This window comes from Stenotrophomonas maltophilia (genome assembly GCF_006970445.1).
Lineage (GTDB): Bacteria > Pseudomonadota > Gammaproteobacteria > Xanthomonadales > Xanthomonadaceae > Stenotrophomonas > Stenotrophomonas maltophilia_AU.
Window position 1 is genome coordinate 3,363,223 of sequence record NZ_CP033877.1, and the last position, 25,271, is coordinate 3,388,493.

The window sequence follows — 25,271 nt, forward strand, 5'->3', positions numbered from 1 at the left end:
CCAGGTTGAAGTACGGGAAAGAGAGCGCAAGCACCATGCCAAGCTGCAAGCCGTTGATTTCACGGGCATGACCGCCACGCAACAGTGAAACATATGAAACACTGAAACAGATGTATCATGAAACACCCCGCCCGACCCCGCCGCCATGTACCTGCCCCGCTCGCCCCTGCGCCATGCCGATGCCGACCCCGGTCGCCCAGTGATCTGGACCGTCAGCGTCTCGCGGCTGACCGGCCTGCTCGGCGACGTCATTCCGGAGTTCGACCGCCGCGCGCGCATCGAGCAGATCAACCTCGGTTTCGAGGAAGCGGTGGATGTGATCGGCCAGCGCCTGCGCCGCGAGCACTGCGACGTGGTCATCGCCGGCGGCTCCAACGCGGCCTGGCTGCGCGGCCGGCTGGAGCTGCCGCTGGTGCCGATCCAGGCCAACGGCTTCGACCTGATGGAAGCGCTCGCCCGCGCCCGCCGCATCGCCAGCCGCATTGGCCTGGTCACCCACGCCAGCGACGTGCCGGTGTTCAGCAACTTCCAGCAGAGTTTCGGCCTGGATATCGAGCATCGCCGCTTCGTCACCCGCGAGGACGCGCGCGACTGCATTGCAGACCTGCGCGCCAATGGCATCGAAGTGATCGTCGGCACCGGCATGGCCATCGACCATGCCGAACAGGCCGGCCTGCCCGGTGTGCTGCTGTACTCGGCCGACTCGGTGCGGCAGGCGTTCGAACATGCGCTGGAACTGACCCAGACCCTGGCCCGCTCCAGCGGCAACCGAGCCGCCCCGCGCCGGCGCGCGGCAGCGCGTGCCGACACGCATGAACTGCTCGGCGACAGCGAAGCGATGGCCCAAGTGCGCGCACAGATCGCGCTCTATGCACCGCACGACAGCACCGTACTGGTGACCGGCGAAACCGGCACCGGCAAGGAACTGGTGGCGCGGCAGCTGCACGCCGCCAGTGGCCGTCGCGGACGCTTCGTGGCGCTGAACTGCGGCGCCATCAGCGAATCACTGCTGGAAGCCGAGCTGTTCGGCTACAGCGATGGCGCCTTCACCGGTGCGCGTCGTGGCGGCCGCGTTGGCCTGGTTGAAGCTGCAGACGGCGGCACGCTGTTCCTGGATGAGATCGGCGAACTGCCGCTGCCGCTGCAGACCCGCCTGCTGCGGGTGCTGGAAGAGCGCGAAGTGCTGCGTGTGGGTGCCACCGAACCGACCCCGGTCGACCTGCGTGTGGTGGCCGCCACGCTGCAATCGCTGGAGCAGCGCGCGGCGACCGGCAGCTTCCGTCGCGACCTGTACTACCGCCTGGCCGCGCTGCGCATCGCCCTGCCCTCGCTGCGTGCCCGGCGCGGTGACATCCCGCTGTTGGCGCAGCACTTCTTCCGCCAGCTGCGCGGCATCGACGCGCCACTGGATGAGGATGCACTGACGACACTGACCATCGCCGAGTGGCCCGGCAACGTGCGCGAACTGCGCAATCTGGTCGATCGGCTACGCATCCACTGGCAGCCCGGAGAAGGCCTGATTGATGCTGCGCGACTGCTGCAGTTGGCACCCGAACTGGTGAATGAGGGCGCTGCAGCATTGCCGGTGGAAAGCAACGGCAAGCGCCCGCCGCGTGCGCAGCTGGAGACGCTACTGCAGGAACATCGCAATGATCGCGAGGGGATGGCGCAGGCGCTGGGCGTCTCACGCACTACGCTGTGGCGCTGGCTGCGCGCGGAGGGGTTATAACCACTCGTTGCCTGGTGGGTGCGAACCTTGGTTCGCAACGCTCTTCCGTCAAGCATCTCATCCACGCATGGCGTGGATCTACCGGAACATACCAAATGCTACAGACGCGCTCCGGCTGCGTGCGGACGAGGAACGCTCACCGCGCCCAACGCGCCTCGATGGCGAACCGACCGCTTCCTACCGCCGCGACCCATAGCAGCAGCACCCCAAGCGGCACTTCGCTCAGGTAGAAGAACCAGCTCAGCCAATCGGGCACGCTCAATCCCGCAGGAATGCGCGCGATGCCATCGGTCATTGCGGCCACCGCACAGATGCCCGCCAGCAGCAGCGCCGAGGGGCGACTCAACAGACCCAGCACCAGCAGGCCGCCGGCGATCCATTCGATCGCACCGAGCACCGGCGCACTGAACACCGGGAACGGAATGCCCGCATCAACCAGCGTATGAACCATGCGCTCGCGCCCCGCGTCGGTAAACACCTTGTTCCAGCCGGATACGCAGAACATCACGCCGGCGACGATGCGGCCAAGCAGCAGCAGGAAGGCTTCCATGCCGCGGCGTGGCGGCGGCACGGCAAACAGGCAACGCCAGGAGAGCATGGCAATTCCGGAAGTCGAGGGCATCCAGCCGAGTGTGCCGGTCACTGGCCTGCTCGCAGATGAAGCGAACCCGTCGGTTCGCGACAATCTGCTCCTGTAGCGTCGCCAACCAAGGTTGGCGGCTACCGGAGCAGCTCGGCGTCCAACACCATGCGGAAATACACCACGCGCTCGGTTTCCTCGAAACCACACGCACGATGCGCGGCATGCGCCTGTACGTCTTCCACGCGACTGTCAGACGCCAGCTCGCTGCAGCCGGCTGCGCGCGTCCACGCCTGCACTGCCGCCAGCAGAGCGCGGCCCACGGCGTGGCCCTGCCACGGCGGCTGCACGTACCAGCCTTCCAGGAAGCCGACCGGCGAAGACTCGGTGCCATTCACGTAGTCGTGGCGCAGGCGCACTTCGGCGAACCCCACCGCTTCGCCACCGGCCAGACAGGCAAGGAATACCGCGCCTTCGGCATCGGCCAGCGACTCCGCCAGTTCCTCCAGCGGATCATCGGCATCGGGCCACAGGCCGAGACGCAACTGCGCCCACGCGGCCACGTCGGCCGGCGTGGCCTGGCGGATCGTGGGCACGCTGTCGATCACGGGTACAGCAGGCGCTTGCTCCAGCGCCCTTCGGCACCGGCCTCATAGCACCAGCGCTCGTGCAGGCGGAACTGCGCGCCATACCAGAACTCGATGCGGTCAGGCACCACGCGCAGGCCGCTCCAGCCCTCCGGGCGCGGCACGTCCTTGCCCTCGAAGCGGGCTTCGACCTCGGCCACGCGCGCATCGAATTCCTCGCGCGTTGCCAGCGTCTTCGACTGCTGCGAGGCCCACGCGCCGATCTGGCTCATCCGCGGGCGGCTGGCGAAATAGGCGTCGGCCTCGGCATCGGCGACCTGCTCGACGCGACCTTCGATGCGCACCTGGATGCCGGCCTCGCGCAGGCTGCGCCACAGGAACAGCAGCGCGGCCTGCGGATTGGCCTGCAGCTCCTGGCCCTTGTGGCTGTCCAGGTGGGTGTAGAACACGAAGCCGCGCTCATCGAACGCCTTCAGCAGCACGGTGCGTGCCGAGGGACGGCCCTGCGTATCAGCGGTGGCCACGGTCATCGCGTTCGGCTCGACCTCGCGGCTCTGTTTGGCCTCGTCGAACAGGCCGGCAAACGTGGACAGGGCTTCGGCGTACAGGTCGCTCATGATTGCGTTCTTCTCACACGGATTGGGCTATTGTGGCTGCATGGCCGCTGCTGCGTATATGCCCCAGGTGAAAGGATTCCCCGAAACATTGGCCGAACAGGCGCTGGATGATGCGCTGGGCAGCGGCGCAGCGGTTCCAGTATTGGCGATCAGCGGCCTGCAGGGGAGCGGCAAATCGACGCTGGCCGCGCAGGTGGTGGCCCGCGCCCAGGCGCGCGGCCTGAACGCGGCCACGCTGTCGATCGATGACGTCTACCTCACCCGCGTGCAGCGACAGCGACTGGCCCGCCAGGTACATCCACTGTTGATCACCCGCGGCCCACCCGGCACCCACGACCTGCCGCTGGCCCATGCGGTATTGGACGCCGTGGCCGCGCGCCAGCCCTTCGCAATGCCGCGCTTCGACAAGCTGGCCGACGAACGCCTGCCCGAAGCGCAATGGCCGCGCCTGCAACAACCGCTGGACCTGCTGGTCTTCGAAGGCTGGTTCCTGGGCACGCCCGCCCAGGATGACGACGCGCTGGACAGCCCGTTGAACGCACTGGAACGCGAAGCCGACGCCGATGGCCGCTGGCGGCGCTGGTGCAACCAGGCGCTGGCCCGTGACTACCCGGCGTTGTGGCAGCGCTGCGACCGCCTGTGGTTCCTGCAGCCGCCGGACTTCTCGGTGGTACCACGCTGGCGCTGGCAGCAGGAGCAGAACCTGCAGGCCGCGCAGCCGGGCCGGCATGGCATGAGCCGGCCACAGCTGGAGCGCTTCGTGCAGTACTACGAGCGGGTCAGTCGGCAGGCACTGCACACCCTACCCCCCCTTGCCGACCACGTGGTGATGCTGGACGGCCAGCGCCAGGTGCAGGACGTGCGCTGAGCGCGCTTACTCCACCAGGAAGGTCACCCGCAGGTTGACCCGCCATTCGGTGATCTCGCCGTTGCCATTGGTGACGACCTTGGTCTCGTTCACCCAGGCGCCCTGGATGCCCTTGACCGTCTCGGAGACCTTCTTCAGCCCGGTGCGCACCGCGTCTTCCACGCTCTTCGGCGAGGAGGCGGTGATTTCGATGACCTTGGCGACCGTCATGGCCTGTACTCCAGCTGGCGCGGGAGACCCCGCAGGAACGCCTACCCTGACGTGAAGAACGTAAAGGCCGGGGCACGGAGGTGTTAGCATCAGAGGGCATGAATCCTGCTCCGAACCTGATCCTGATCGGCCCGATGGGCGCCGGCAAAACCTGCATCGGCCGCCGCCTGGCCGAGCGCTTCACGCTGGACTTCGTCGATGTCGACCAGGCCATCGTCGATGCCGCCGGCGCCAGCATCCCGACCATCTTCGAGCACTCCGGGGAAGCCGGCTTCCGCAGCCATGAACGCGAGGCCCTGGCCCGTGTGCTGGAAGGCCGCGGCCAGCTGGTCTCCACCGGCGGCGGCGCGGTGCTGGATCCGGATAACCGCGCCCTGATTGCCCAGCGCGGCTTCGTGGTCTACCTGCGGGTCAGCGTGGCCGCGCAGCTGGAACGCCTGGCCCGCGACAAGGGCCGGCCGTTGCTGCAGCGCCCGGACCGCGAGCAGGTGCTGCACGATCTGGCCGCACACCGCGACCCGCTTTACCGCGAGCTGGCCGACCTCACCCTCGATACCGACCCATACACCGCTGCCGACGCGACCGCCCATCTGGTGGTCAAGCTGGCCACGCAATGGCAGCGCCAGGACCTGACTGCATGACCTCCCCCGCCCTGCTGAAGGTCGCCGTTGGCGGCGACCGCCCCTACTCCATCACCATCGGCGCCGGTGCCCAGGCCGATGGCGCTGCACTGGCCTCGCACGTTCGCGGCCGCCACGTGCTGCTGCTCAGCGACAGCGAAGTGGCCCCACGCTATCTGGCGTCGATCAAGCAGACGCTGTTGGCTGCCCGCCCCGACCTGATCGTCGGCGAGCACGTGCTGGCCGCCGGCGAAGCCTCCAAGACTCTGGCTGAATTCGGCCGCGCGATCGAAGCGCTGGCCGCGCTCGGCGCCACCCGCGACGCCTGCGTGTTCGCCCTCGGCGGAGGCGTGGTCGGCGATCTCGCTGGTTTTGCCGCCGCCTGCTGGATGCGCGGCGTGGACTGCGTGCAGCTGCCGACCACCTTGTTGGCGATGGTCGATTCGTCAGTAGGCGGGAAGACCGCGGTCGACATTCCGGCCGGCAAGAACCTGGTCGGCGCGTTCCATCCGCCGCGCGCGGTCATCGCCGATACCCGCGTGCTGGCCACCCTGCCGCCGCGCGAGCTGCGTGCTGGCCTGGCCGAAGTGGTGAAGTACGGCGCGCTGGGCGATGCCGTGTTCTTCGAGTGGCTGCAGCAACATGCCGATGCGCTGCTGGCCGGCGAGGATGCAGTACTGGCCGAAGCCATCGCGCGCAGCTGCCGGCACAAGGCCGCCATCGTCGAGCGCGATCCGTTCGAGAAGGGCGAGCGTGCCCTGCTCAACCTCGGCCATACCTTCGGCCATGCCATCGAGACCGAACAGGGCTACTCGGCCCCGGGCCGCGATGCGCTGAACCATGGCGAGGCGGTGGCGGTGGGCATGGTGCTGGCGGCGACGCTGTCCACCGACCTGGGCCTGGCCGATGATGCCGACCGCGCGCGCCTGCAGGCGCTGCTGGAACGCCTCGGCCTGCCGGTGGCGATCCCGGCCGGGCTGGACCCACAGGCCCTGCTCGGCCGCATGCGCCTGGACAAGAAGAACGTGGCCGGCCGCCTGCGCCTGGTGCTGTGGCGGGGCATGGGCCGCGCCGAAGTGGTACCGGACGTGGATGAAGCGGCGGTGCTGAAGGTGCTGGGCGCGGGCTGATCGTTTCCGTGGTCCAGTAGTGCCGGCCGCTGGCCGGCTGCTCCGCTCATGAAGTTGCCGGCCAGCGGCCGGCACGACCGTGTTGCGGCCGGGGTCACCCTGGCCCCGCTACAATCGGCGCCATGCACGTCTACCTGCAACATCCCGACGCCGGTGCGCAGGCACCGCGCTTCCTGCGCCTGAGCCTGCTGCCGGACCTGTTCGGCGGCTGGGAACTGCTGCGCGAGAGCGGCCGCGTCGGTGCTCGCTCGCAGCTGCGGCGCGAGCTGTTCCTGCAGGCCGACGAAGCCCGCCACGCCTTCGAGAAGGCCCGCGATGCCGAACTGCATCGCGGCTTCCAGATCCTTTCGCACGGCGACTGACGCCGCTGCTCCTCTCGTCCAAGGAATGCCCATCGTGACCAGCCCTCTCCGCAACGATCGCCTGCTGCGCGCCCTGCGCCGCGAACCGGTGGACTGCACCCCCGTCTGGCTGATGCGCCAGGCCGGCCGCTACCTGCCGGAATACCGCGCGACCCGGGCCAAGGCCGGCAGCTTCCTGGCCATGGCCAAGAATCCGGAGATCGCCTGCGAAGTCACCCTGCAGCCGCTGCGCCGGTTCCCGTTGGATGCGGCCATCCTGTTCTCGGACATCCTCACCATTCCTGATGCGATGGGCCTGGAGCTGTACTTCGTCGAAGGCGAAGGTCCCAAGTTCCGCCACCCGGTACGCGATGAAGCGGCCATCGCCAAGCTGGCGGTGCCGGACATGGAACAGGAACTGGGCTACGTGATGGACGCGGTGCGCCTGATCCGCCGCGAACTGGACGGCCAGGTACCGCTGATCGGCTTCTCCGGCAGCCCCTGGACGCTCGCGTGCTACATGGTGGAAGGCGGCGGCAGCAAGGATTTCGCGCGCATCAAGGCGATGGCGCTGAACCATCCGCAGGCCCTGCACCGCCTGCTGGAGGTCACCACCGACGCGGTGATCGCCTACCTCGGCGCGCAACGCGCGGCCGGTGCACAGGCACTGCAGGTGTTCGACACCTGGGGTGGCGTGCTGTCGCCGGCGATGTATCGCGAATTCTCGCTGCGTTACCTGCAGCGGATCGCGCAGGGCCTGGACCGTGGCGAAGGCAGCGAGCGCACGCCGCTGATCCTGTTCGGCAAGGGCACCGGCCTGCACCTGGAAGCACTGTCGCAGACCGGCGCTGATGCACTCGGCCTGGACTGGACGCTGGACCTGGACGAAGCGATGCGCCGTACCGGTGGCCGCGTCGCCCTGCAGGGCAACCTCGACCCGACCACGCTGTACGCCTCGCCGGATGCAATCGCCGCAGCCGCCGCGCGCGTGCTCGACACCTATGCCGCCGGCAACGGCGGCTCGCGCGAGGGCCATGTATTCAACCTCGGCCATGGCATGTCGCCGGACATGGACCCGGCGCATGTACAGGTCCTGGTCGACGCGGTGCACGCGCACAGCCGACGCTGAGCATTCCGCATGCCATCACGGCGCGATGTTGATCGCGCCGTGACCCGCAGTGCGCGATCATGGCAGCCCCCACGCTGCACCGGCCACACCCCATGTCCACATCGCCATCGACCTACAACCGCCAGCGTCCCCTGCTGTGGCTGGTGTCCCTGGCGATCTTCATGCAGATGCTGGACTCGACCATCGTCAACACGGCGTTGCCGGCGATGGCGGCCAGCCTGGGCGAGAGCCCCCTGCAGATGCAGTCGGTGGTGTTCAGCTACGCGCTGGCGGTCGCCACCTTCATTCCCGCCTCGGGCTGGATCGCCGACCGCTACGGCACCCGGCGCACCTTCCTGGTGGCGATCATCCTGTTCACCCTCGGCTCGCTGGCCTGCGCGCTGGCCCAGCACCTGCACCAGCTGGTCGGCGCGCGCGTGCTGCAGGGCATCGGCGGTGCAATGCTGCTGCCGGTCGGCCGGCTGGCGGTGATGCGTTCGGTGCCGCGCGAGGATTTCCTGCGCGCGATGAGCTTCATCGCCATCCCCGCGCTGGTCGGCCCGCTGATCGGCCCGACGCTGGGCGGCTGGCTGGTCGAGATCGCCTCATGGCACTGGGTGTTCCTGATCAACCTGCCGATCGGCGTGATCGGTTTCATCGCCGCGATGAAGATCATGCCCGACCACTACGCCAGCCATCGCACCCGTTTCGACCTGCGTGGCTACATCATGCTGGCCTTCGCGATGGTGGTGCTGTCGCTGGCCTTGGACGGCATCTCCGGGCTCGGCACCCCGCACGCGCTGGTGATGCTGATGACGGTCGCGGGCCTGGCTGCGCTGGTCGGTTACTGGCTGCACGCCGCCAACTCCACCGCGCCTCTGTTCTCGCTGGCCCTGTTCCGCGTGCCCAGTTACCGCATCGGCATTCTCGGCAACCTGTTCTCGCGCATCGGCAGCAGCGCCATGCCCATGCTGATCCCGCTGCTGTTGCAGGTCGGCCTCGGCCTGGGCCCGATGAACGCCGGCCTGATGATGGTGCCGGTGGCAGCCGCCGGCATGGTGTCGAAGAAGCTGGCGGTGAAGCTGGTCGAACGCTACGGCTACCGCCGCGTGCTGATGACCAACACCGTGCTGGTCGGCCTGGCAATGGCCAGCTTCATCCTGATGACGCCCGGCCAGCACCTGGCCTGGCGCCTGGTACAGCTGGCGTTCTTCGGTGCGGTCAATTCGCTGCAGTTCACCGTGATGAACACCGTGACCCTGCGCGATCTGGACCGCGAATTCGCCAGTTCCGGCAACAGCCTGCTGTCGATGGTGATGATGCTGGCCGCCGGTTTCGGCGCCGCGGCCGCCGGCAGCCTGCTGGCCGCGTTCGGCACCCACCTGGACAGCACCGACGCCACCGCGGCGTTGCATGCCACGTTCCTGTGCGTGGGTGCGATCACGCTGACCTCGACGATGATCTTCTGGCAGCTGCCCGACACCAAGCCCGAACCGCGGCAGGTCGAGCACGTTGCGGAATGAGGGGTTCGGCAGGGCCTGCGGCCCTGCACCCGCAGAGGCCGAAGCCGAAGCAACAGCAACAGCAACAGCGAGCATTCCGTGGGTTGGCGAGGCGGTGTCGCAGCGCGGGGACGCCGCAAGTACGTCCCTGTAGGCTTGGCAGCCGCATCCATGCGGCTGACACCCCGCACTGCGACACCACCCCACCTCTGACAGATGGTCGCTGCTGTTGGTGGGTGTCGACCTTGGTCGACACATCTGTCAGATATCGAAATACATCTGGGGTCAGATCCGACAGATCGCGGAAAACTGTCGAAGGCGGGGTGGGTCCGGTTGCGGGAGTGTCCGCGGCATGGATGCCGCGGCCAAGCCCCCATGGATGGGTTTACGGCGTCTCCCGCAACCGGATCCACCCCGCCATCCCACAGGAAGCCAGCTTTTGCTTCGGCTGTTGCTGTTGCTCCGGCTTGCAGCAGGTGCAGGGCCGCAGGCCCTGCCGAACCTACCTTCCCATCACCCTGGCAATCGCTTCCACCAGCAGCTCGCCGGTCACCGGCTTGCGCAGGAAACCGCCGATGCCGGCCGCTTCCACCTGCTGCTGCAGGTCCGGATCGGTGCGTGCGGTCACCGCCAGCAACGGCAGCATGTAGCCCTGGTTGCGCAGGTGCTGGGCCAGTTCGAAGCCGCTCAGGCCCGGCAGGTCCAGATCCAGCAGGCCAACGTCGAAATCGCCGGCACTGATCTCGCGCAGCGCCGCCAGCGCGTGGCCCGCATGCACCACCTCGTGGCCGCGTGCGCTCAACAGCCCCCGCACCACATCGGCCACGGTGGCATCGTCCTCGACCAGAAGCACCCGCAGCGGTGGCATGTTCGCGGCTTCATCGCGATGCCCCTCGGCGGACGCCTCGGCATCGCTGTCCACAACCAGCGGCAACGGCAGGGTCACGCCGAAACAGGTACCCCGGCCCAGCTGGCTCTCCACCTGGATCCGCCCCTGCATCGCATGCGCCAACTCGCGGCAGATCGCCAGGCCGAGGCCACTGCCACCGTACTGCGCTGCCGTACGTGCACCATCGGCCTGCTCGAAGCGGCGGAACAGGCGCTGCTGTTGTTCCTGGCTGATGCCCGGGCCGGTATCGCGCACTTCGAAGTGCAGCGCGCGCAGTTCGCCATCGCAGCGCGCGTGCAGCGTGATGGTGCCGCGGCTGGTGAACTTCACTGCGTTCGACAGCAGGTTGAGCAGGATCTGCCGCACGCGCATGGCATCACCGGTCGCCTGCAGACCCGCTGGCAGCTGGTTGTCGAGGGTGAAGCGCAGGCCCTTCTGTGCGGCCAGCGGGCCCATCAGCGCCGCCAGATCCTGCAACAGGCCATTCAACGCAAACGCCTGCGACTGCAGTTCCAGGCGCCCGGACTCGATCCGCGCCAGGTCCAGCGCATCGTTGACCAGGTGCAGCAGATGCTCGCCTGCATGCCGGATCGACTGCGTGTAGCCGCGTTGCTGCGGGTCCAGCGGCGAGGCCAGCAGCAGCTCGCTCATGCCCAGAACGCCGGTCATCGGCGTGCGGATCTCATGGCCAAGGTTGGCCAGGAAGCGGGTCTTGGCCGCCGACGCCTGCTCGGCCAGTTCCTGCTTGTGCAGCGCCAGCTGGTAGGCGTGGCGCCGCTGCAGGCGGCGCCGGTACAGCCAGGCGAACCAGCTGGTCAGCAGCAATCCGACCGATGCCAGCACCAGCAGGCCGGACAGGCTGCGCCACCACGGCGGCTGCACGCGGAACTCCAGGCTCTGCACACGCGACCAGACATGGTCGGCCGAACGTGCCTGCACCTCCAGCCGGTAGCTGCCCGGCGCCAGGCGCGAGAACAGGCGCTCACCGGCTGGGCCGACTTCGACCCAATCCGGGTCGTAGCCGGCCAGGCGGTAACGGTACGTATTGGATGCCGAGTCGGCGAAGGACAGCAATCGCGCCACGATGCGCAGGTCGCGGTCGCCATCGGCGATCTGCAGCGGCGCATCGTGGGTCATGTCCAGCACCTGCTCGTTGCGGCGCACTTCCACCCGCTCGATCACCAGCGGGGCGCGACGTACCGAAGGACGCACCAGCTCCGGGTCGAACACCACCGCGCCCGCCGCCGTTCCGGCCACCAGGTGGCCGTCGGCCGCCGCAATCAAGGTGTGCTCGCGGAATTCCTGGCTCGGCAGGCCATCGTGCACGCCATACAGGCGCACGCTCTGCCCATCGGCACTGACACGTACCAGGCCGCGTGCGCTGGTCGCCCAGGCCACACCCTGTGCATCCACCACCAGGCCGGAGGCGGAGATCGCCGGATAGCCCTGCTCGGCACCAACCACCGCCTGCCGTTCCAGGCGCCCCTGGCTCCAGCGGTAACGCGACAGGCGACCGTCCTCGGACAACCAGACCTGGCCGTCGCGGCCCACATGCAACGCATGGATCGCGGTTGCCGGCGCACCCGGCACCGGCTGGAAGCGCTCGCTTTCCGGCAGCCACTGCAGCAGGCCACGACTACTGGCCAGCCAGATGTGGTCCTGCGGACCGCATTCCACATCGAGGTTGAGCTGGCCCTGCTGCAGTCCGCGCTGGCCATTGTCCAGCTGGCGCCGCAGGTGTCCGTCGAGGTCGCGTTGCTGCAGGCCTGCGGGCAGCATCAACCAGAGGCTGTCGCCGTCGCAGGTCATCATCGCTTCGACGACCCCTTCCATCGCCGCATCGGCACCGGCATCACGGCCCCAACGACGCAGTTCGCGCCGTTGCGGGTCGTAGCGCACCAGCGCATCGGTCGATCCAATCCAGACCTGGCCACGCCGGTCCTCACGCACCGAGGTCAGCCAGTGCATGCCGTTGACCCAGGTGCGGTGCTGCTCGATCCTGCCTGTCTTCGGATCGAAGCGGTCCAGCGCGCCGTGGCTGCCCACGGTCCAGACGCCGCCATTGCTGGAGGGGCTGGTACCCAGCACGAGCGCATTGCGCAGCGAGCTGGGGTCGTCCTCAAGCCGCGACAGCACCGAGAACTGCCACCAGCGTGGCAGCAGGTGCCACAGCCCGGCATTGGTGCTGGCCAGCCAGATGCCGCCTTCGCGGTCCTCATAGGCACCGGTCCAGTTCGGCCGCACCGGACCGCGCGCGATCGCGCTGTACAGCGGCACGGTCTGGAACTGGCCGTCGACCGCGCGCCCCAGCCCGGTCCGCGTATCCAGCCAATGCCCGCCCTGCTCGTCGCGCAGCATCATGCCCAGCACCTGTTCACCTGGCGGCAGCTTCCACGGCGGCGCCTCGAAGCGGCCATCCGGGCGGCGCACGGTGGCCCCGGCCATCGTGCTGATCCACAGGCTGCCATCCGGTTCGGCGGTCAACCCGTTGATCAGCAGGCTGGGGATGATGTCCGTACCGACACGTTCGAAGTCGGTCCCGGTCCAGCGCGCCACGCCATGCTTGGTGCCAATCCACAGGCTGCCATCGGCCAGCGTGGCCAGGTAGGGCACCGACGACGAAGGCAGGCTGCGCGGATTGTTCGGCTCGGGCAGGAAGCGCTGCAGGCGGTCCTGGCTGTCCAGGCGGTACAGGCCGCCTTCGTGGGTACCGAACCAGATCGAGCCATCCGGCGTGCTGGCCAGGCTCCAGACCGTGTTGGTGCCCATCAACGGCTGGCTGCTGCGGTCGTAGAAGTGCAGCTGGCGGCGGTCGGCCGACATGCGCACCAGGCCGGCGTTCTCGGTGCCTATCCACAACTGGTTGCGGGCATCGACCAGCACCGTCCATATGCGGTTGTCACGCAGCCCATCCTCGGAACGCCACACGCGGTAGGTGCGCCCGTCATAGCGGGCCAGGCCATCGTTGGTGGCGATCCACAGGTAACCGTACCGATCCTCGGCCATGCGGTTGACGGTATTGGATGGCAAGCCATCGAACACCGTCACCTGCCGCGGACTCGGGGGTACTGGCTGTGCCGCAGCGGGCAACGCGCAGCACAGGAGGACCAGCAGCAGCATCGCCGCCCGCAGATACACCACCGATTGCCTCCTCACGCTGGTCCTGATGATTCCCGCGCTGCGGGCGTCGGCATGGTAAACCGAAAGTCGCGCCGTTCACGCCCGGCGCCGGCGCAGTCACGCAGGCGCCTGTCGTTTCGCACGTGCCAGAGCGATGGCGGCCACCAGCAGGTCACCGGTCACCGGCTTGCGCAGGAAGCCATCGAAGCCCGCGGCCAGCACCTGGGTTTCGGCATAGGCATCGGAACGGGCGGTCACCGCCACCAGTGGCAGTTCATAGCCCATGGTGCGCAGCTGGCGGGCGATGGCTGTACCGTCCAGCGCGGGCAGATCGAGATCGAGCAGGCCCACGTCGAAACCGTCGGTGGCGATCTCCGACAACGCACCCAGTCCATGCAGCACGTGTACCACCTCATGCCCGCGCACGCGCAGCAGGCCGGCGATGACTTCGGCCACCGTGGCATCGTCCTCGACCAGCAGGATGCGCAGCGGCGGCAGTGCGGGCTGGGCCACCGGCTCGCCTGCCGCGCTGGCGGCCTGGCGCGTCCAGGGCAGCGGCAGGCGCACGCGGAACCGCGCGCCCTTGCCCGGCTGGCTGTCCACTTCGATGCATCCGCCCATCGCCATCGCCAGCTCCTGGCAGATCGCCAGCCCCAGCCCGCTGCCACCGTAGCGCGACGCGGTGCGCGGGCCGTCGGCCTGTTCAAAACGATGGAACAGGCGCTGCTGCTGCTCGGCATTGATGCCCGGGCCACTGTCATGCACTTCGAAACACAGCCCACCCTTTTCTTCCAGGCGCACGGCCAGGCCGACGTGGCCACGCTCGGTGAACTTGATGGCGTTGCCGAGCAGGTTCAGCAGGATCTGGCGTACACGCATCTCGTCGCCGCTGACGCTGACCGGCCCGGGCGGATCTTCGCCGCGCTGGAACTCCAGCTGGCGCTGCTGCGCCATCGGCTGCATCAGGCCCTGCACCTGGTCGAGCAGCTCCCCCAGATCGAACGGACGCAGGTCCAGCTCAAGCCGCCCGGCTTCGATGCGGGCCAGGTCCAGCGCATCGTTGACCAGCCGCAGCAGGTGGCTACCGGCCTGCTGGATCGACCCCGCGTAGCCGCGCTGCACCGGATCCAGCGGGGTCGCCAGCAGCAGCTCGCTCATGCCCAGCACGCCAGTCATCGGCGTGCGCACTTCGTGGCCAAGCGTGGCCAGGAAGCGGCTCTTGGCCTGCGAGGCCTGCTCGGCCAGCTGCTGCTTGTGCACCGTCAGCTGCCATTGCTGGCGACGGCGCAGCCGCGCGCGGATCGACCAGACCAGGATCACCAGCAGCAGCGATCCCAGCAGGATGTAGCCGAAGATCGCCATGCCGCTCCGCCACCACGGTGGCAGCACCTTCACCTGCAGCTGCTGCGAGGGTGTCCACGCACCCCGCGCGGTCGCCGCCTGCACCTCGATGACATAGCTGCCGGTCGGCAGCCGCGACAGGGTGCGCTGGCCATCGCCGCCCTGCTCCACCCAGTCCTGGTCGTAGCCCTGCACGCGGAAGCGGTAACGGTTGCCCTGCGGGCTGGCATAGGACAGCAGCCGCGCATCGATCTGCAGATCGCGGTCATCCGGTCCCAGCAACAGGGTGCCGGTGAGCGGCAAGGGCTGCCAACCGCGTGCATCGTCGCGGCGCACCCGCACTTCAGCGATCACCAGCGATGAAGTCGGCAGCACGGTGTCGTCTGCATTCACGTCAAAGGCGACCAACCCGGTCTGGGTGACGGCCAGCACACGGCCATCGGCGTTGACCGCCGGTGGCCGGCCGGTGAACTCCGCATCGGACAGGCCATCGCGCTCGTTGAACTGCTGCAGGCGCCGCGTCTTCGGGTCCCACCGCAGCAGGCCGCGCGGCGTCGTGGCCCACAGCTGGCCGTTGTCGGCCAGCGCCAACCCGCCCATGGTGACCGGCGGCACACCCGCGCTGCCGTCGATGCGCTGGATCAGGCGCAGGCTCATGCCATCCCACTGGTAGCGCTCGAAGGCGCCTTGGCGCGCCAGCCACAACTGCTGCGGATCGATCCACACCAGGTCGTAGATCGGGCCGCGCGAAACGCCCGGTACTGCCTCGAAGCGTCCAGCCTGCTCGCGCCAGATGCCCATGTCGCCCATCACCCAGGGCCGGCCATGGGCGTCGAAGCGGATCTGCTCGATCGGCGCATCGGCGGTCCCGCGGAAATGCTCCAGCGGATAGCTGTGCAGCAGCCGACCCTCTGCATTGCGCTGCTGCAGGTCCAGGCCCATCACCGACACCCACACCGTGCCGTCGGGCGCCTGCCGCATCAGGTCGATGCGCTGGCGCAGGTCGGCACTGCCATCGATCCGAAGATCGCGCAATGCGCCGGTGACCGGATCGTAGATGGTGATGCGGCCGCCGCGTCCCAGCCACAGGCGTCCATCCGGGCGCGGCAGCACCGACCACACCACGCCGTTGCCGAGTTGCCGGTCGCTGGCCAGCAGACGCAAGGTGCCCTGCGCATCGAGCTGGTACACCCCTCGGGCCGAGCCGACGTAGTAGTTCTTCCCGTCGCTGGCCGCACTCAACAGGTACTGGCTGTCCAGTGGCTTGCCGTCGAGCTGGTTCCAGATCGAGAAGCGCCGCCAGTCCGGTGGTAGATAGGCCAGGCCCTGGGTCAGCAGCGCCACCCACAATCCGCCCTCGTGGTCCTGCAGCAGATCAAGCACACCACTGTGCGCGGTCAGGAAGCCGCTGCCGCGGTCGCCCTCCAGCCGGCGCAGTGTCGCCGCATCCCCTCGCAGCAGGCCGTCAGAGGTGCCCGCCCAGTAGCCCCCCTGGCGATCGGCCAGGACCAGGGCCGAGCGCAGCTGGGCACTGTCGGCCCATCGAGGGCGACTGACCCGGTCCTGCCCATCGATGCGGTACAGGCCATCGTTCTGGCTGCCTACCCAGATCGAACCCTCCGCATCACGGCTCAACCGGAGCACGCTCAGCGTGCCCAGTTCCCGCGCGGCCACCGGCTCGAACCCGCTGCCGTTCCAACGTGCCACACCGGCTTCGGTACCCACCCACAGGCGGCCCCGCGCATCAACCAGGCTGGTGAAGATGCTGTTGCTGGGCAGGCCATCCGGGTGCGCCGGGTCATGGGTGTAGAGGCGCACGCTGCCGTCTTCGCCAAGACGGCAGACGCCGTGGTTGTTGGTACCGATCCACAGGGCGTCGTCGACATAGGCCAGTGCCCAGAACTGCCCCTGACAGGTGGAATTGACCGTATCGAAGGTCTGGAAGCGCTCGCGGTCGGCATCCAGGCGGGCAACGCCCTTGCCGTTGATGCCCACCCAGACCCGGTCCAGCGGATCGATCAGCAGGGTCTCGATCTCGTTGCCAGGCAGCGAGCCCGGCTGTTCCGGATCGTGCTCCCAGACCCGCAGGCTGTTGCCGTCATAGCGGGCGAGCCCACCATCGGTAGCGGCCCAGATGTGGCCCTGGCGATCCTCTGCCAGCGCCACCACCATGCGTGACGGCAAGCCTTCGGCGGCACCGAAGCGGCGCAGGCGCGGTGTTTCTGCCATGTCCAGGGTCGCAGCCGCCGTGGCCATCGCCATCAGCAGCAGTCCCATACCTGCGATGCCACGGCACCACAGGCGCCAGCCGCTCGTCATCCTGAACCCCCTGTCCTGGGCCGATTGTCACACAGGGCCGGGTTCATGGCTGCAACAGCCTGTTTCCAGCGATGGCGCCACCACGAACTGTTGCAGCCATGCACGCAACGTTGGCAGGGGGCTGTGCGTATGATCGCAGCGTCCCCTTCCGGAGCCCGCCATCGATGCGTCCCTGCCTGGCCCTGCTGCCGATGCTGCTCGCCACCGCCCCCGTCTGGGCGGACGCTGACACCTATCGCCTCGACCCGGTACACACGCGGGTGCTGTTCTCGATCGACCACGCAGGTTACTCGCAGGCCATGGGCACGGTGTCCGGCAGCGAGGGCCGCGTTCGGTTCGATCCCGACAACTGGCGCGACGCCACCCTGGAGGTGGATATCCCGGTGTCGCGACTGGACCTGGGCGACGCCAAGTGGAACCAGGCCACGCTGGCCCGCAGCCTGCTCGACGGCGAGCGTTACCCGACCGCGCGCTTCGTCTCCAGCCGGGTGGAGGCGATCGATGCCAGGCACGCGCATGTGATCGGCACGCTGACCCTGCGCGGGGTCAGCCAGGAAGTCACCCTGGATGTGACCTTCAACGCGCTCAAGCGTTACCCGCTTCCTCCATTCCGACGTACCGCCGGGTTTTCCGCCAGCACCACGCTGAGCCGGCGCGCGTTCGGCATCACCGCCTGGCCGGGCGTCATCGGTGATGCGGTACAGGTGCGGATCGAGGCTGAAGCCACGCTCGACCGCAGCGACGCCCCGGGAACTCCCGCTCCCGTTCCACACTCCGACCACACGACGGCCCCCAAGGACCCTTCATGACCGCCAAGAACACCCCCGCCGCCTGGGGGAGTGTCAGCCAGATCCTGCACTGGTTGATCGCACTGCTGATCCTCGCCCTGGGCGTGGTCGGCCTGACCATGGGCGAACTGCCCAAGACGCCCAAGTATTTCTGGGTCTACACCGCGCACAAGTCGATCGGCATCACCGTGCTGGCGCTGGTGCTGTTCCGCCTGGGTTGGCGCCTGTATGCCGGTGCGCCGAAACCGGTGCCGGGCGTGCCCAGCTGGCAGGAACGGATCGCCAGCGCCACCCACGTGCTGCTGTACGTGCTGATGTTCGCCATCCCGCTGTCGGGCTGGCTGTACGATTCGGCCAGTGGCCTGCGCCCGTTCCGCTGGTTCGGCCTGGTCGACGTGCCCAAACTGAGCGGCCCCGACCCGCAGGTCGTCGCGGTGTCCCATGCCCTCCACGAATACGGCTTCTGGCTGTTGATCGCGGTGGTGCTGGCCCATGCCGGCGCTGCCTTCTACCACCACCTGTTCCAGCGCGATGCAACGCTGTCCCGCATGTTGCCGCGCGGCTGGCTCGCCTCCCCTCAGAAGGACTGACCGATGAACCTGAAACTGACCACTCCGGCCGCCGTGGCCGCCGCCCTGGCCGGCATGCTGGCCACCGCCCCGGCGCTCGCCGCGGACTATGCGCAGGCCCCGGGTGCCGGCTCGATCCTGGTGTTCGCCACCAAGTACGACGGCGAAGTGTTCACCGGCAGCTTCCCGGGCTTCGCCACCAAGCTCAGTTTCGACCCGGCCAACCCGGCCGCCGGTTCGCTGGATGTGGTGATTCCGCTGGCAGGCGCCAAGAGCGGCAACAGCGACCGTGACTCGACCCTGCAGGGCGCCGACTTCTTCAATGTCGGCAAGTTCGCTACTGCGCGTTACACCGCCAAGGGCTTCCGCGCCGTGGGCAACGACCAGTTCGCCGCCGATGGCACCCTGGAACTGCGCGGCGTCAGCAAGCCGGTTACCCTGACCTTCACCTGGAAGCCGGGCACCCAGCCGGTGCTGACCGGCAAGGCGACGGTCAAGCGCCTGGACTTCGGCGTCGGTGGCGGTGACTGGGCCGATACCAAGACCATTCCGGACGACACCGCGATCAGCACGATCGTGAAGTTCGACGCGAAGTAAGACGCTTCCGGTAGTGCCGGCCGCTGGCCGGCATCACCGGGCATGGCGGGGTTGCCGGCCAACGGCCGGCACTACCGATCGACGGCCAGCCAGGCCTGAACCGTGGCCGCATCAAACGGCCAATCCAGCTCACGGCCGTCGGCTTCGTCACGCAGCACCGGCACCCGCGCGCCATAGCGGGCTTCCAGCGCCGGCTGGTCATCCAGGAACACCGATTCGAACTCCGGCGCCCGCGCCCTGGCCAGCTCGGCCAGGGCCATGTCGCACAGGTGGCAATCGTCGCGCTGGAACAGAGTCAACACCGGATGGGTCCCCTTGGCGGAAATGCTGCGCCGCAGCCATGGAAGTGCAGCGTGAACCGCTAGAATAGCGGTCTCTTCCGGTACCCGCAGTACGGCAACCATGGCTGTCAGCACGTTCGACGTTTTCAAGATCGGCATTGGCCCGAGCTCCTCGCACACCGTCGGGCCGATGAAGGCCGCCGAGCGATTCATCCATCGCTGGCTGCTCGATCCGGGCCGCCTGCACGAGGTCGCGCGCATCCGCGCCGATGTCTACGGCTCGCTGGCGCTGACCGGCCGCGGCCATGGCACCGACAAGGCGATCCTGCTGGGCCTGGAAGGCCAGCGGCCGAACCTGATCGACCCGGACATCATCCCGGCCACCCTGGAGCGCATCCGCAGCAGCAAGCGCATCCAGCTGATGGGCCAGCACGAGATCGCCTTCGACGAGAAGCGCGACCTCGGCATGAACAAGCGCCAGAAGCTGCCCTACCACACCAACGGCATGCGCTTCACCGCGTACAACGCCGACGACGAAGTGATCGCCACCCGCGATTACTACTCGGTCGGTGGCGGCTTCGTGGTCAACCAGGACGACGCGGCCGATGACCGCATCGTGCCCGATGAAACCCCGCTGCCCTACCCGTTCAAGAGCGGCGACGAGCTGCTGGCACAGACCGCACGCAGCGGCATGAGCATTGCCCAGCTGATGTTCGAGAACGAAAAGTGCTGGCGCAGCGAAGACGAGATCCGCGCCCAGCTGCGCGAGATCTGGAGCGCGATGCAGTCGTGCGTCACCCGCGGCATCCGCGAGGAGGGCGTGCTGCCGGGTGGCCTGAAGGTGGGCCGCCGTGCACCGGCGCTGTACCGCGAGCTGTCGTCGAAGCCGGAAGCAGCGATGCGCGATCCGCTGACCACGCTGGACTGGGTCAACCTGTACGCGCTGGCAGTGAACGAAGAGAACGCCGCCGGTGGTCGTGTGGTGACCGCGCCGACCAACGGTGCAGCCGGCGTGCTGCCGGCGGTGCTGCACTACTTCGACCGTTTCTGCCCCGGCGCCAACGAACAGCGCGTATTCGACTTCCTGCTGACCTCGGCAGCAATCGGCATCCTGTACAAGGAAAACGCCTCGATCTCCGGCGCCGAAGTGGGTTGCCAGGGCGAAGTGGGCGTGGCCTGCTCGATGGCGGCCGGTGGCCTGGTCGCGGCGCTGGGCGGCAACCCCAGCCAGATCGAGAACGCCGCGGAAATCGGCATGGAACACAACCTCGGCCTGACCTGTGACCCGATCGGTGGCCTGGTGCAGATCCCCTGCATCGAACGCAATGCAATGGGCGCAGTGAAGGCGATCAATGCCTCGCGCATGGCGATGCGTGGCGACGGCAAGCACAAGGTGTCGCTGGACAAGGTGATCAAGACCATGCGCGATACCGGTCGCGACATGCAGGACAAGTACAAGGAAACCAGCCGCGGTGGCCTGGCGGTGAACGTCATCGAGTGCTGATGGCCGCAGCCAGGCATGGCCTGGCTCTACCCTGCAGCCGGGCATGAGCCCGGCTCAACATCGGACGACACCGTCACTGCGTTCCGGTTAGGCTCGAGGCTCCCCTGCCCCGGATTGGCCCCATGCGCGTGATCGCTGCTGCCCTGCTTGCCTGCCTGCCGCTGCCTGCCCTGGCCGCCCCCACCTACGGGCCGCGACTGGAGGGTTTCGACTACGGCTATCCGGTGAAGACCTTCGCGCTGGAGTCGCAGCGGCAGCCACTGGAAATGGCCTATCTGGATGTCCTGCCCAAACGCCGCGCCATCGGCGTGGTAGTGCTGCTGCACGGCAAGAATTTCTGCGCAGCCACCTGGCAGCAGACCATCGCGCCGCTGCTGAACGCCGGTTACCGGGTGATCGCCCCGGACCAGGTGGGCTTCTGCAAATCCAGCAAGCCCGAACGTTACCAGTATTCGTTCGCGCAGCTGGCCGCCAACACCCATGACCTGCTGCAACAGCTGCAACTGGGCGATGTACCGGTGCACCTGGTCGGTCATTCGATGGGCGGCATGCTGGCGGTGCGCTACGCGCTGATGTACCCGCAGGACCTGCGCAGCCTGTCGCTGGTCAACCCGATCGGGCTGGAAGACTGGAAGGCGTTGGGCGTGCCGTGGCGCAGCGTGGACGCGTGGTACGCCGGCGAAATGAACATCAGCTATGACAGCATCCGCCGCTACCAGCTGGAGGTGTACTACGACGGCAAATGGAAGCCGGCGTACGAACCCTGGGCGCGGATGCAGTCGGGCATGTACGAAGGGTCCGGCAAGCAGGCCGTTGCATGGAGCCAGGCGCTGGCCTCGGACATGGTGTTCAACCAGCCGGTGGTCTACGAACTGAAGAACCTGCAGGTGCCGACTACGTTGTTCATCGGCCAGAAGGACCGCACCGCGATCGGCCGCGACCTGGCGCCGCCAGCGGTGAAGGCAACGCTGGGCAACTATCCGGTGCTCGGCAAGTCGGCGGCCGCGACGATTCCCGGCGCGACGCTGGTCGAGTTCGCCGAACTGGGCCATTCGCCACAGGTGCAGGACCCGAAGCAGTTCAACAACGCGTTGTTGAAGGCGTTGAAGTCCCGCTGACCAGCAGGCGTGCTCCTGTCGAGCCGAGCATGGGCTTGGCTCGACAGGAACGCTGCGATCAGCCGACGATCCGCAGCACGTCATCCAGCAACGCGGCGGCGGTGACTTCCGCGCCCGCGCCCGGGCCCTGGATCAACAAGGGCTGGCGGTGATAGCGATCACTGTGAATGGCCACGCGGTTGTCGGTACCCGCACCCTGCGCCAACGGGTGATCGGCCGGCAGCTCGCGCAGGCCGACCTGCGCACCCTCGCCGTCAACACGGCCAACGAAACGCAGCACACGGCCATTGTCATGCGCCTGCCGCCAGCGCGCCTGCAGCGGCGCGTCCAGCTGCTCGAGTGCAGCCACTGCATCCTCCAGCGGCAACGCTGCCAGCGCCTCAGGCACCAGTGAATCCACCTGCACCTGCGAAGCATCCAGCGCCAGCCCGCTGCTGCGGGCCAGGATCAGCAGCTTGCGACGCACGTCCTCGCCGGACAGGTCCAGTCGCGGATCCGGCTCGGTGTAACCGGCCGCCAACGCTTCGCGCACTGCGGCCGAGAACGGCGACCGCCCGTCATAGCGATGGAACAGCCATGCCAGCGAACCGGACAGCACGCCCTCGATGGCGTGGATGTGATCCCCCCCTGCCACCAGCGCGCGCAGGCTGCTCAACAGCGGCAGGCCGGCACCGACGGTGGCGCTGTCGCCATAGCGCGCACCACTGTCGGCGCAGCTCTCGGCAATGGCCGTGGCGCGCGCCAGCTGCGCACCACGGCCCAGCTTGTTGGCAGTCACCACGTGCACGCCGCGCGCCAGCCACTGCACGTGACGCGCAGCCACATCCTCGCTGGCGGTGGCATCGACCACCACATCGCCGCGCTCAAGGCCTTCGGTGCTGGCCCACGGCGGCGAATGCTGGCCATCACGCGGTGCACGCCGCGCCAGCTCCAGCGGCAACGCCAGATCACGATCGATCGCCAGTGCAGTGCGCGAGTTGGCCAGCCATTGCACGCTGGGCAGTTCCAGCCCACGTGCCTGCAACGCCTGGTAGCGCTGCACGAAGGCCGTACCCACCGTACCTGTACCGAGCAACGCCAGGCGCCCCGCGCCCAGCACGGGAATCTCAGCGGCGAGCGCGCTCATGCATCCACCACCTGTTTGCGACGCGCGGCCGCATCGATCACAGCTTCGGCGCGCTGCAGCGCGGCGCCGAGATCGGCCAGCAGGTCACGCTCGGCCTCGATGCCGACCGACAGGCGCAGCAGCCCTTCGCTGATGCCCGCGGCGGCACGTGCTTCGGCGGTCATCGCCGCATGGGTCATGGTGGCCGGATGCGCGATCAGGCTCTCGACGCCGCCCAGCGATTCGGCCAGGGTGAAACAGCGCAGGCCGTCCACGAAGGCGCGCACCGCCGCATGCGGATCATCACCGGCGCAGTGCGCCAGTTCGAACGACAGCATCGCACCGAAGCCGTTCTGCTGGCGTGCGGCGATGGCATGCCCGGGGTGATCGGCCAGGCCCGGGTAGTAGACCGTACCGACCGCCGGATGCTGGTCCAGCAGGGCAACGATCGACGCGGTGTTTTCCTGGTGCACGCGCAGGCGCGCGTCCAGCGTGCGCAGGCCGCGCAGGGTCAGGAACGCATCGAACGGCGAACCGGTCAGGCCCAGCGCATTGCCCCACCACACCAGCTGCTCGTGCAGTGCCGGATCACGCGCGACCACCGCGCCACCCACCACATCACTGTGGCCATTGATGTACTTGGTCGTGGAATGCAGCACCAGGTCCGCACCAAACGACAGCGGCTGCTGCAGCGCCGGCGACAGGAACGTGTTGTCGACCACCACGAGTGCACCGGCCTTGTGCGCGGCCTCGATGACGAAACGCAGGTCGGTGATGCGCAGCAGCGGGTTGGACGGGGTTTCCACCAGCACCAGCTTCGGCTGGGTGGCCAGCGCCTGTGCCAGCGCGCGCGGATCGGTCAGGTCGGCGGTCACCAGTTCGAAGTGGCCCTTCTTCGCCAGCGCATTGAACAGGCGCCAGCTGCCACCGTACGCGTCGTGCGGTACCACCAGGGTATCGCCCGGCTGCAGCAGCGCGTTCAGCACCAGGTTGATCGCGCCCATGCCGGTCGCAGTGATGACGCCACCGGCGCCGCCCTCCAGTTCCGCCAGCGCCTCGCCAAGCAGGTCGCGGGTCGGGTTGCCACTACGCGTGTAGTCGTACTGGCGCTTGTTGCCGAAGCCTTCAAAGCTGAAGTTCGACGACAGCACGATCGGTGGCGTGACCGCACCATGCGCGGTGTCCCGATCGATGCCCGCACGGACGGCGGCAGTGGTGCGACTACAGGACGGCTCGTTTGCGTGCAGGCTCATGCGGACTCTCCAGAAGTGCGGAAGGCGGTGGCGAGGATCGCGTCGATGCGATCGGTTTCTTTGAGGAAGGCGTCGTGGCCGTAGGGCGAGCGCAGAACGCGCAGGCTGCCGCGCGGGCCCAGCCCTTCGACCAGGCCGACCAGGTCGGCCAGCGGCACCAGGCGGTCGCCCTCCACGGCCACCACCACGGTCGGTGGCAGGATCGCGGTGGGGTCGACGCGGTGCAGGTCGATCGATTCGGACAGGCGCAGGTACGCGGTCACCGGCGTGCGCGCGACGTACTGCGCACCGGCCGCATCGAGATAGTCTTCGGCCGCCACGCGTACGCGGCCATTGATGACTTCCGGCGCAGCATCGAAGCGCTCGCCGAATTCTTCCGGGGTACGGTAGCTGAGCATGGCGAACTGCCGGGCCAGGGCCAGGCCGTGGTCTTCGCCACACTGCAGCTGGCCCAGCGCGACCGCGCGGCGCTGCAATGCGCGCCAGGCGGCGGCATACGGATGTGGGCGATGCGCACCGCTGGCCAGCACCAGCTGGCGCACGCGGGCACGATGCCGGATCGCGAACTGCTGGCCGACCAGCGCACCATACGAATAGCCGACGAAGGCCTTCAGCGCGCGGATACCGAGATGGTCCAGCAGCAGCGCCAAGGCATCGGCCTGGTCGGCGGTATCGATCGGCACATCCAGTGCACCGTCGGCACCGATGAAATCGAAGGCCAGCACGCGCAGCTGCTGCGGATCCAGCGCGCGGCCGCTGCCCACCAGGTCTTCGGCCCAGCCCTTCTCGCTGAACTGCGCGTTGGACGCCACGTGGCGATGGGCGGAAATGCCGCCGGCCAGCACCACCACCGGTGCGTTGGCCGGGCCGACCCACTCATAGCGCAGGCGCACCGGGCTGGGGCCGGCGTGGCGCATCGACAGCACCGCGGCGAACTCACCGCGCTCGGCATGCACGCGGTCTTCAACCGGCACGCTGACGGGGACAAAGGGTTCGGGGCGAAGCGCGGTACTGGCGGCGAAGCTCATGGCGGGATCCGGTTGGGGAATCGGCCATCGAGCCTTCGCGGGGCCCGCGTTCGAGATGCACGTGTGG

At 68.2% G+C, this 25,271-nt stretch carries 22 protein-coding genes; 12 read left to right on the forward strand and 10 right to left on the reverse strand.

Translation table 11 applies throughout. The features are described from left to right. Positions 1-145 precede the first annotated feature (145 nt). Entirely contained in the window at positions 146-1,729 is a 1,584-nt protein-coding gene (prpR, locus tag EGM71_RS15525) for a propionate catabolism operon regulatory protein PrpR (RefSeq protein ID WP_188485595.1), read from the forward strand. Positions 1,730-1,865: 136 nt separating this feature from the next. Here the strand turns inward: prpR and EGM71_RS15530 are convergent, their stop codons facing one another. The 3 genes from EGM71_RS15530 to pdxH form a co-directional block, all read right to left on the reverse strand. Next, positions 1,866-2,327 (reverse strand): DoxX family protein, encoded by a 462-nt coding sequence (locus tag EGM71_RS15530; RefSeq protein WP_188485596.1) that lies wholly within the window; start codon positions 2,325-2,327, stop codon positions 1,866-1,868. 122 nt (positions 2,328-2,449) lie between these two features. Further along, the gene (gene aacA / locus EGM71_RS15535) at positions 2,450-2,917 is read right to left on the reverse strand and encodes an aminoglycoside 6'-N-acetyltransferase (protein ID WP_188485597.1); all 468 of its coding nucleotides are present in this window, start codon (positions 2,915-2,917) and stop codon (positions 2,450-2,452) included. After that, complete coding sequence (gene pdxH / locus EGM71_RS15540; protein WP_049401396.1) at positions 2,914-3,513, reverse strand: pyridoxamine 5'-phosphate oxidase; 600 nt, start codon at positions 3,511-3,513, stop codon at positions 2,914-2,916. The genes aacA and pdxH overlap by 4 nt, the downstream gene beginning before the upstream one ends. Before the next feature lie 40 nt (positions 3,514-3,553). On the opposite strand from pdxH, the gene EGM71_RS15545 reads away from it, so the two are divergent. Then, entirely contained in the window at positions 3,554-4,381 is an 828-nt protein-coding gene (locus tag EGM71_RS15545) for a kinase (protein WP_188485598.1), read from the forward strand. A 6-nt stretch (positions 4,382-4,387) separates the two neighbouring features. On the opposite strand, the gene EGM71_RS15550 is transcribed toward EGM71_RS15545, so the two are convergent. Beyond that, positions 4,388-4,591 (reverse strand): dodecin family protein, encoded by a 204-nt coding sequence (locus tag EGM71_RS15550; RefSeq protein ID WP_188485599.1) that lies wholly within the window; start codon positions 4,589-4,591, stop codon positions 4,388-4,390. 98 nt (positions 4,592-4,689) lie between these two features. Between EGM71_RS15550 and EGM71_RS15555 the strand changes: the two genes are divergently transcribed. The 5 genes from EGM71_RS15555 (at position 4,690) to mdtD (ending at position 9,313) form a co-directional block, all read left to right on the forward strand. Further along, positions 4,690-5,232 carry a shikimate kinase gene (locus EGM71_RS15555; RefSeq protein WP_057499885.1) on the forward strand — a complete coding sequence of 181 codons (543 nt, stop codon included), beginning with the start codon at positions 4,690-4,692 and terminating at the stop codon, positions 5,230-5,232. Next, positions 5,229-6,341, forward strand: a complete 1,113-nt coding sequence (gene aroB / locus EGM71_RS15560; RefSeq protein WP_188485600.1) for a 3-dehydroquinate synthase — start codon at positions 5,229-5,231, stop codon at positions 6,339-6,341. The genes EGM71_RS15555 and aroB overlap by 4 nt, the downstream gene beginning before the upstream one ends. Positions 6,342-6,463: 122 nt before the next feature. After that, on the forward strand, positions 6,464-6,703 hold the full coding sequence (locus EGM71_RS15565) for a WGR domain-containing protein (RefSeq protein WP_188485601.1): 240 nt from the start codon (positions 6,464-6,466) through the stop codon (positions 6,701-6,703). Positions 6,704-6,728: 25 nt separating this feature from the next. Then, positions 6,729-7,811, forward strand: coding sequence for a uroporphyrinogen decarboxylase (gene hemE, locus EGM71_RS15570; RefSeq protein ID WP_188485602.1), 1,083 nt, complete (start codon positions 6,729-6,731; stop codon positions 7,809-7,811). A 92-nt stretch (positions 7,812-7,903) separates the two neighbouring features. After that, positions 7,904-9,313: a multidrug transporter subunit MdtD gene (mdtD, locus tag EGM71_RS15575; RefSeq protein ID WP_188485603.1), complete on the forward strand. Its 1,410-nt coding sequence runs from the start codon at positions 7,904-7,906 to the stop codon at positions 9,311-9,313. Positions 9,314-9,794: 481 nt separating this feature from the next. Here the strand turns inward: mdtD and EGM71_RS15580 are convergent, their stop codons facing one another. Together EGM71_RS15580 and EGM71_RS15585 are read right to left on the reverse strand one after the other, a co-directional pair. Further along, positions 9,795-13,322 (reverse strand): hybrid sensor histidine kinase/response regulator, encoded by a 3,528-nt coding sequence (locus EGM71_RS15580; protein ID WP_188485604.1) that lies wholly within the window; start codon positions 13,320-13,322, stop codon positions 9,795-9,797. Between the two features lie 96 nt (positions 13,323-13,418). After that, the gene (locus EGM71_RS15585; RefSeq protein ID WP_188485605.1) at positions 13,419-16,961 is read right to left on the reverse strand and encodes a sensor histidine kinase; all 3,543 of its coding nucleotides are present in this window, start codon (positions 16,959-16,961) and stop codon (positions 13,419-13,421) included. A gap of 164 nt (positions 16,962-17,125) precedes the next feature. Between EGM71_RS15585 and EGM71_RS15590 the strand changes: the two genes are divergently transcribed. From EGM71_RS15590 to EGM71_RS15600, 3 genes are read left to right on the forward strand one after another with little or no spacing between them, the layout of a single operon-like run. Then, on the forward strand, positions 17,126-17,770 hold the full coding sequence (locus tag EGM71_RS15590) for a YceI family protein (RefSeq protein WP_188485606.1): 645 nt from the start codon (positions 17,126-17,128) through the stop codon (positions 17,768-17,770). Continuing rightward, on the forward strand, positions 17,767-18,339 hold the full coding sequence (locus EGM71_RS15595) for a cytochrome b (protein ID WP_005418388.1): 573 nt from the start codon (positions 17,767-17,769) through the stop codon (positions 18,337-18,339). The genes EGM71_RS15590 and EGM71_RS15595 overlap by 4 nt, the downstream gene beginning before the upstream one ends. 3 nt (positions 18,340-18,342) lie before the next feature. Then, complete coding sequence (locus tag EGM71_RS15600; RefSeq protein ID WP_014038147.1) at positions 18,343-18,915, forward strand: YceI family protein; 573 nt, start codon at positions 18,343-18,345, stop codon at positions 18,913-18,915. Between the two features lie 71 nt (positions 18,916-18,986). Here the strand turns inward: EGM71_RS15600 and EGM71_RS15605 are convergent, their stop codons facing one another. Then, the gene (locus EGM71_RS15605; protein ID WP_188485607.1) at positions 18,987-19,217 is read right to left on the reverse strand and encodes a glutaredoxin family protein; all 231 of its coding nucleotides are present in this window, start codon (positions 19,215-19,217) and stop codon (positions 18,987-18,989) included. A gap of 100 nt (positions 19,218-19,317) precedes the next feature. Here EGM71_RS15605 and EGM71_RS15610 point away from each other — a divergent pair, with 100 nt between their 5' ends. Then, positions 19,318-20,700: an L-serine ammonia-lyase gene (locus EGM71_RS15610; protein WP_188485608.1), complete on the forward strand. Its 1,383-nt coding sequence runs from the start codon at positions 19,318-19,320 to the stop codon at positions 20,698-20,700. 122 nt (positions 20,701-20,822) lie between these two features. Next, positions 20,823-21,818 carry an alpha/beta fold hydrolase gene (locus EGM71_RS15615; protein WP_188485609.1) on the forward strand — a complete coding sequence of 332 codons (996 nt, stop codon included), beginning with the start codon at positions 20,823-20,825 and terminating at the stop codon, positions 21,816-21,818. A gap of 58 nt (positions 21,819-21,876) precedes the next feature. Here EGM71_RS15615 and EGM71_RS15620 read toward each other — a convergent pair whose 3' ends face one another. The 3 genes from EGM71_RS15620 to metX are packed head-to-tail and all read right to left on the reverse strand — an operon-like array spanning position 21,877 to position 25,204. Then, the gene (locus EGM71_RS15620) at positions 21,877-22,944 is read right to left on the reverse strand and encodes a homoserine dehydrogenase (protein WP_188485610.1); all 1,068 of its coding nucleotides are present in this window, start codon (positions 22,942-22,944) and stop codon (positions 21,877-21,879) included. Then, positions 22,941-24,176, reverse strand: a complete 1,236-nt coding sequence (locus EGM71_RS15625) for an O-succinylhomoserine (thiol)-lyase (RefSeq protein WP_188485611.1) — start codon at positions 24,174-24,176, stop codon at positions 22,941-22,943. Before EGM71_RS15625 ends, EGM71_RS15620 begins: the two co-directional genes overlap by 4 nt. Next, positions 24,173-25,204 (reverse strand): homoserine O-succinyltransferase MetX, encoded by a 1,032-nt coding sequence (gene metX / locus EGM71_RS15630; protein WP_014038153.1) that lies wholly within the window; start codon positions 25,202-25,204, stop codon positions 24,173-24,175. Before metX ends, EGM71_RS15625 begins: the two co-directional genes overlap by 4 nt. Positions 25,205-25,271 lie beyond the last annotated feature (67 nt).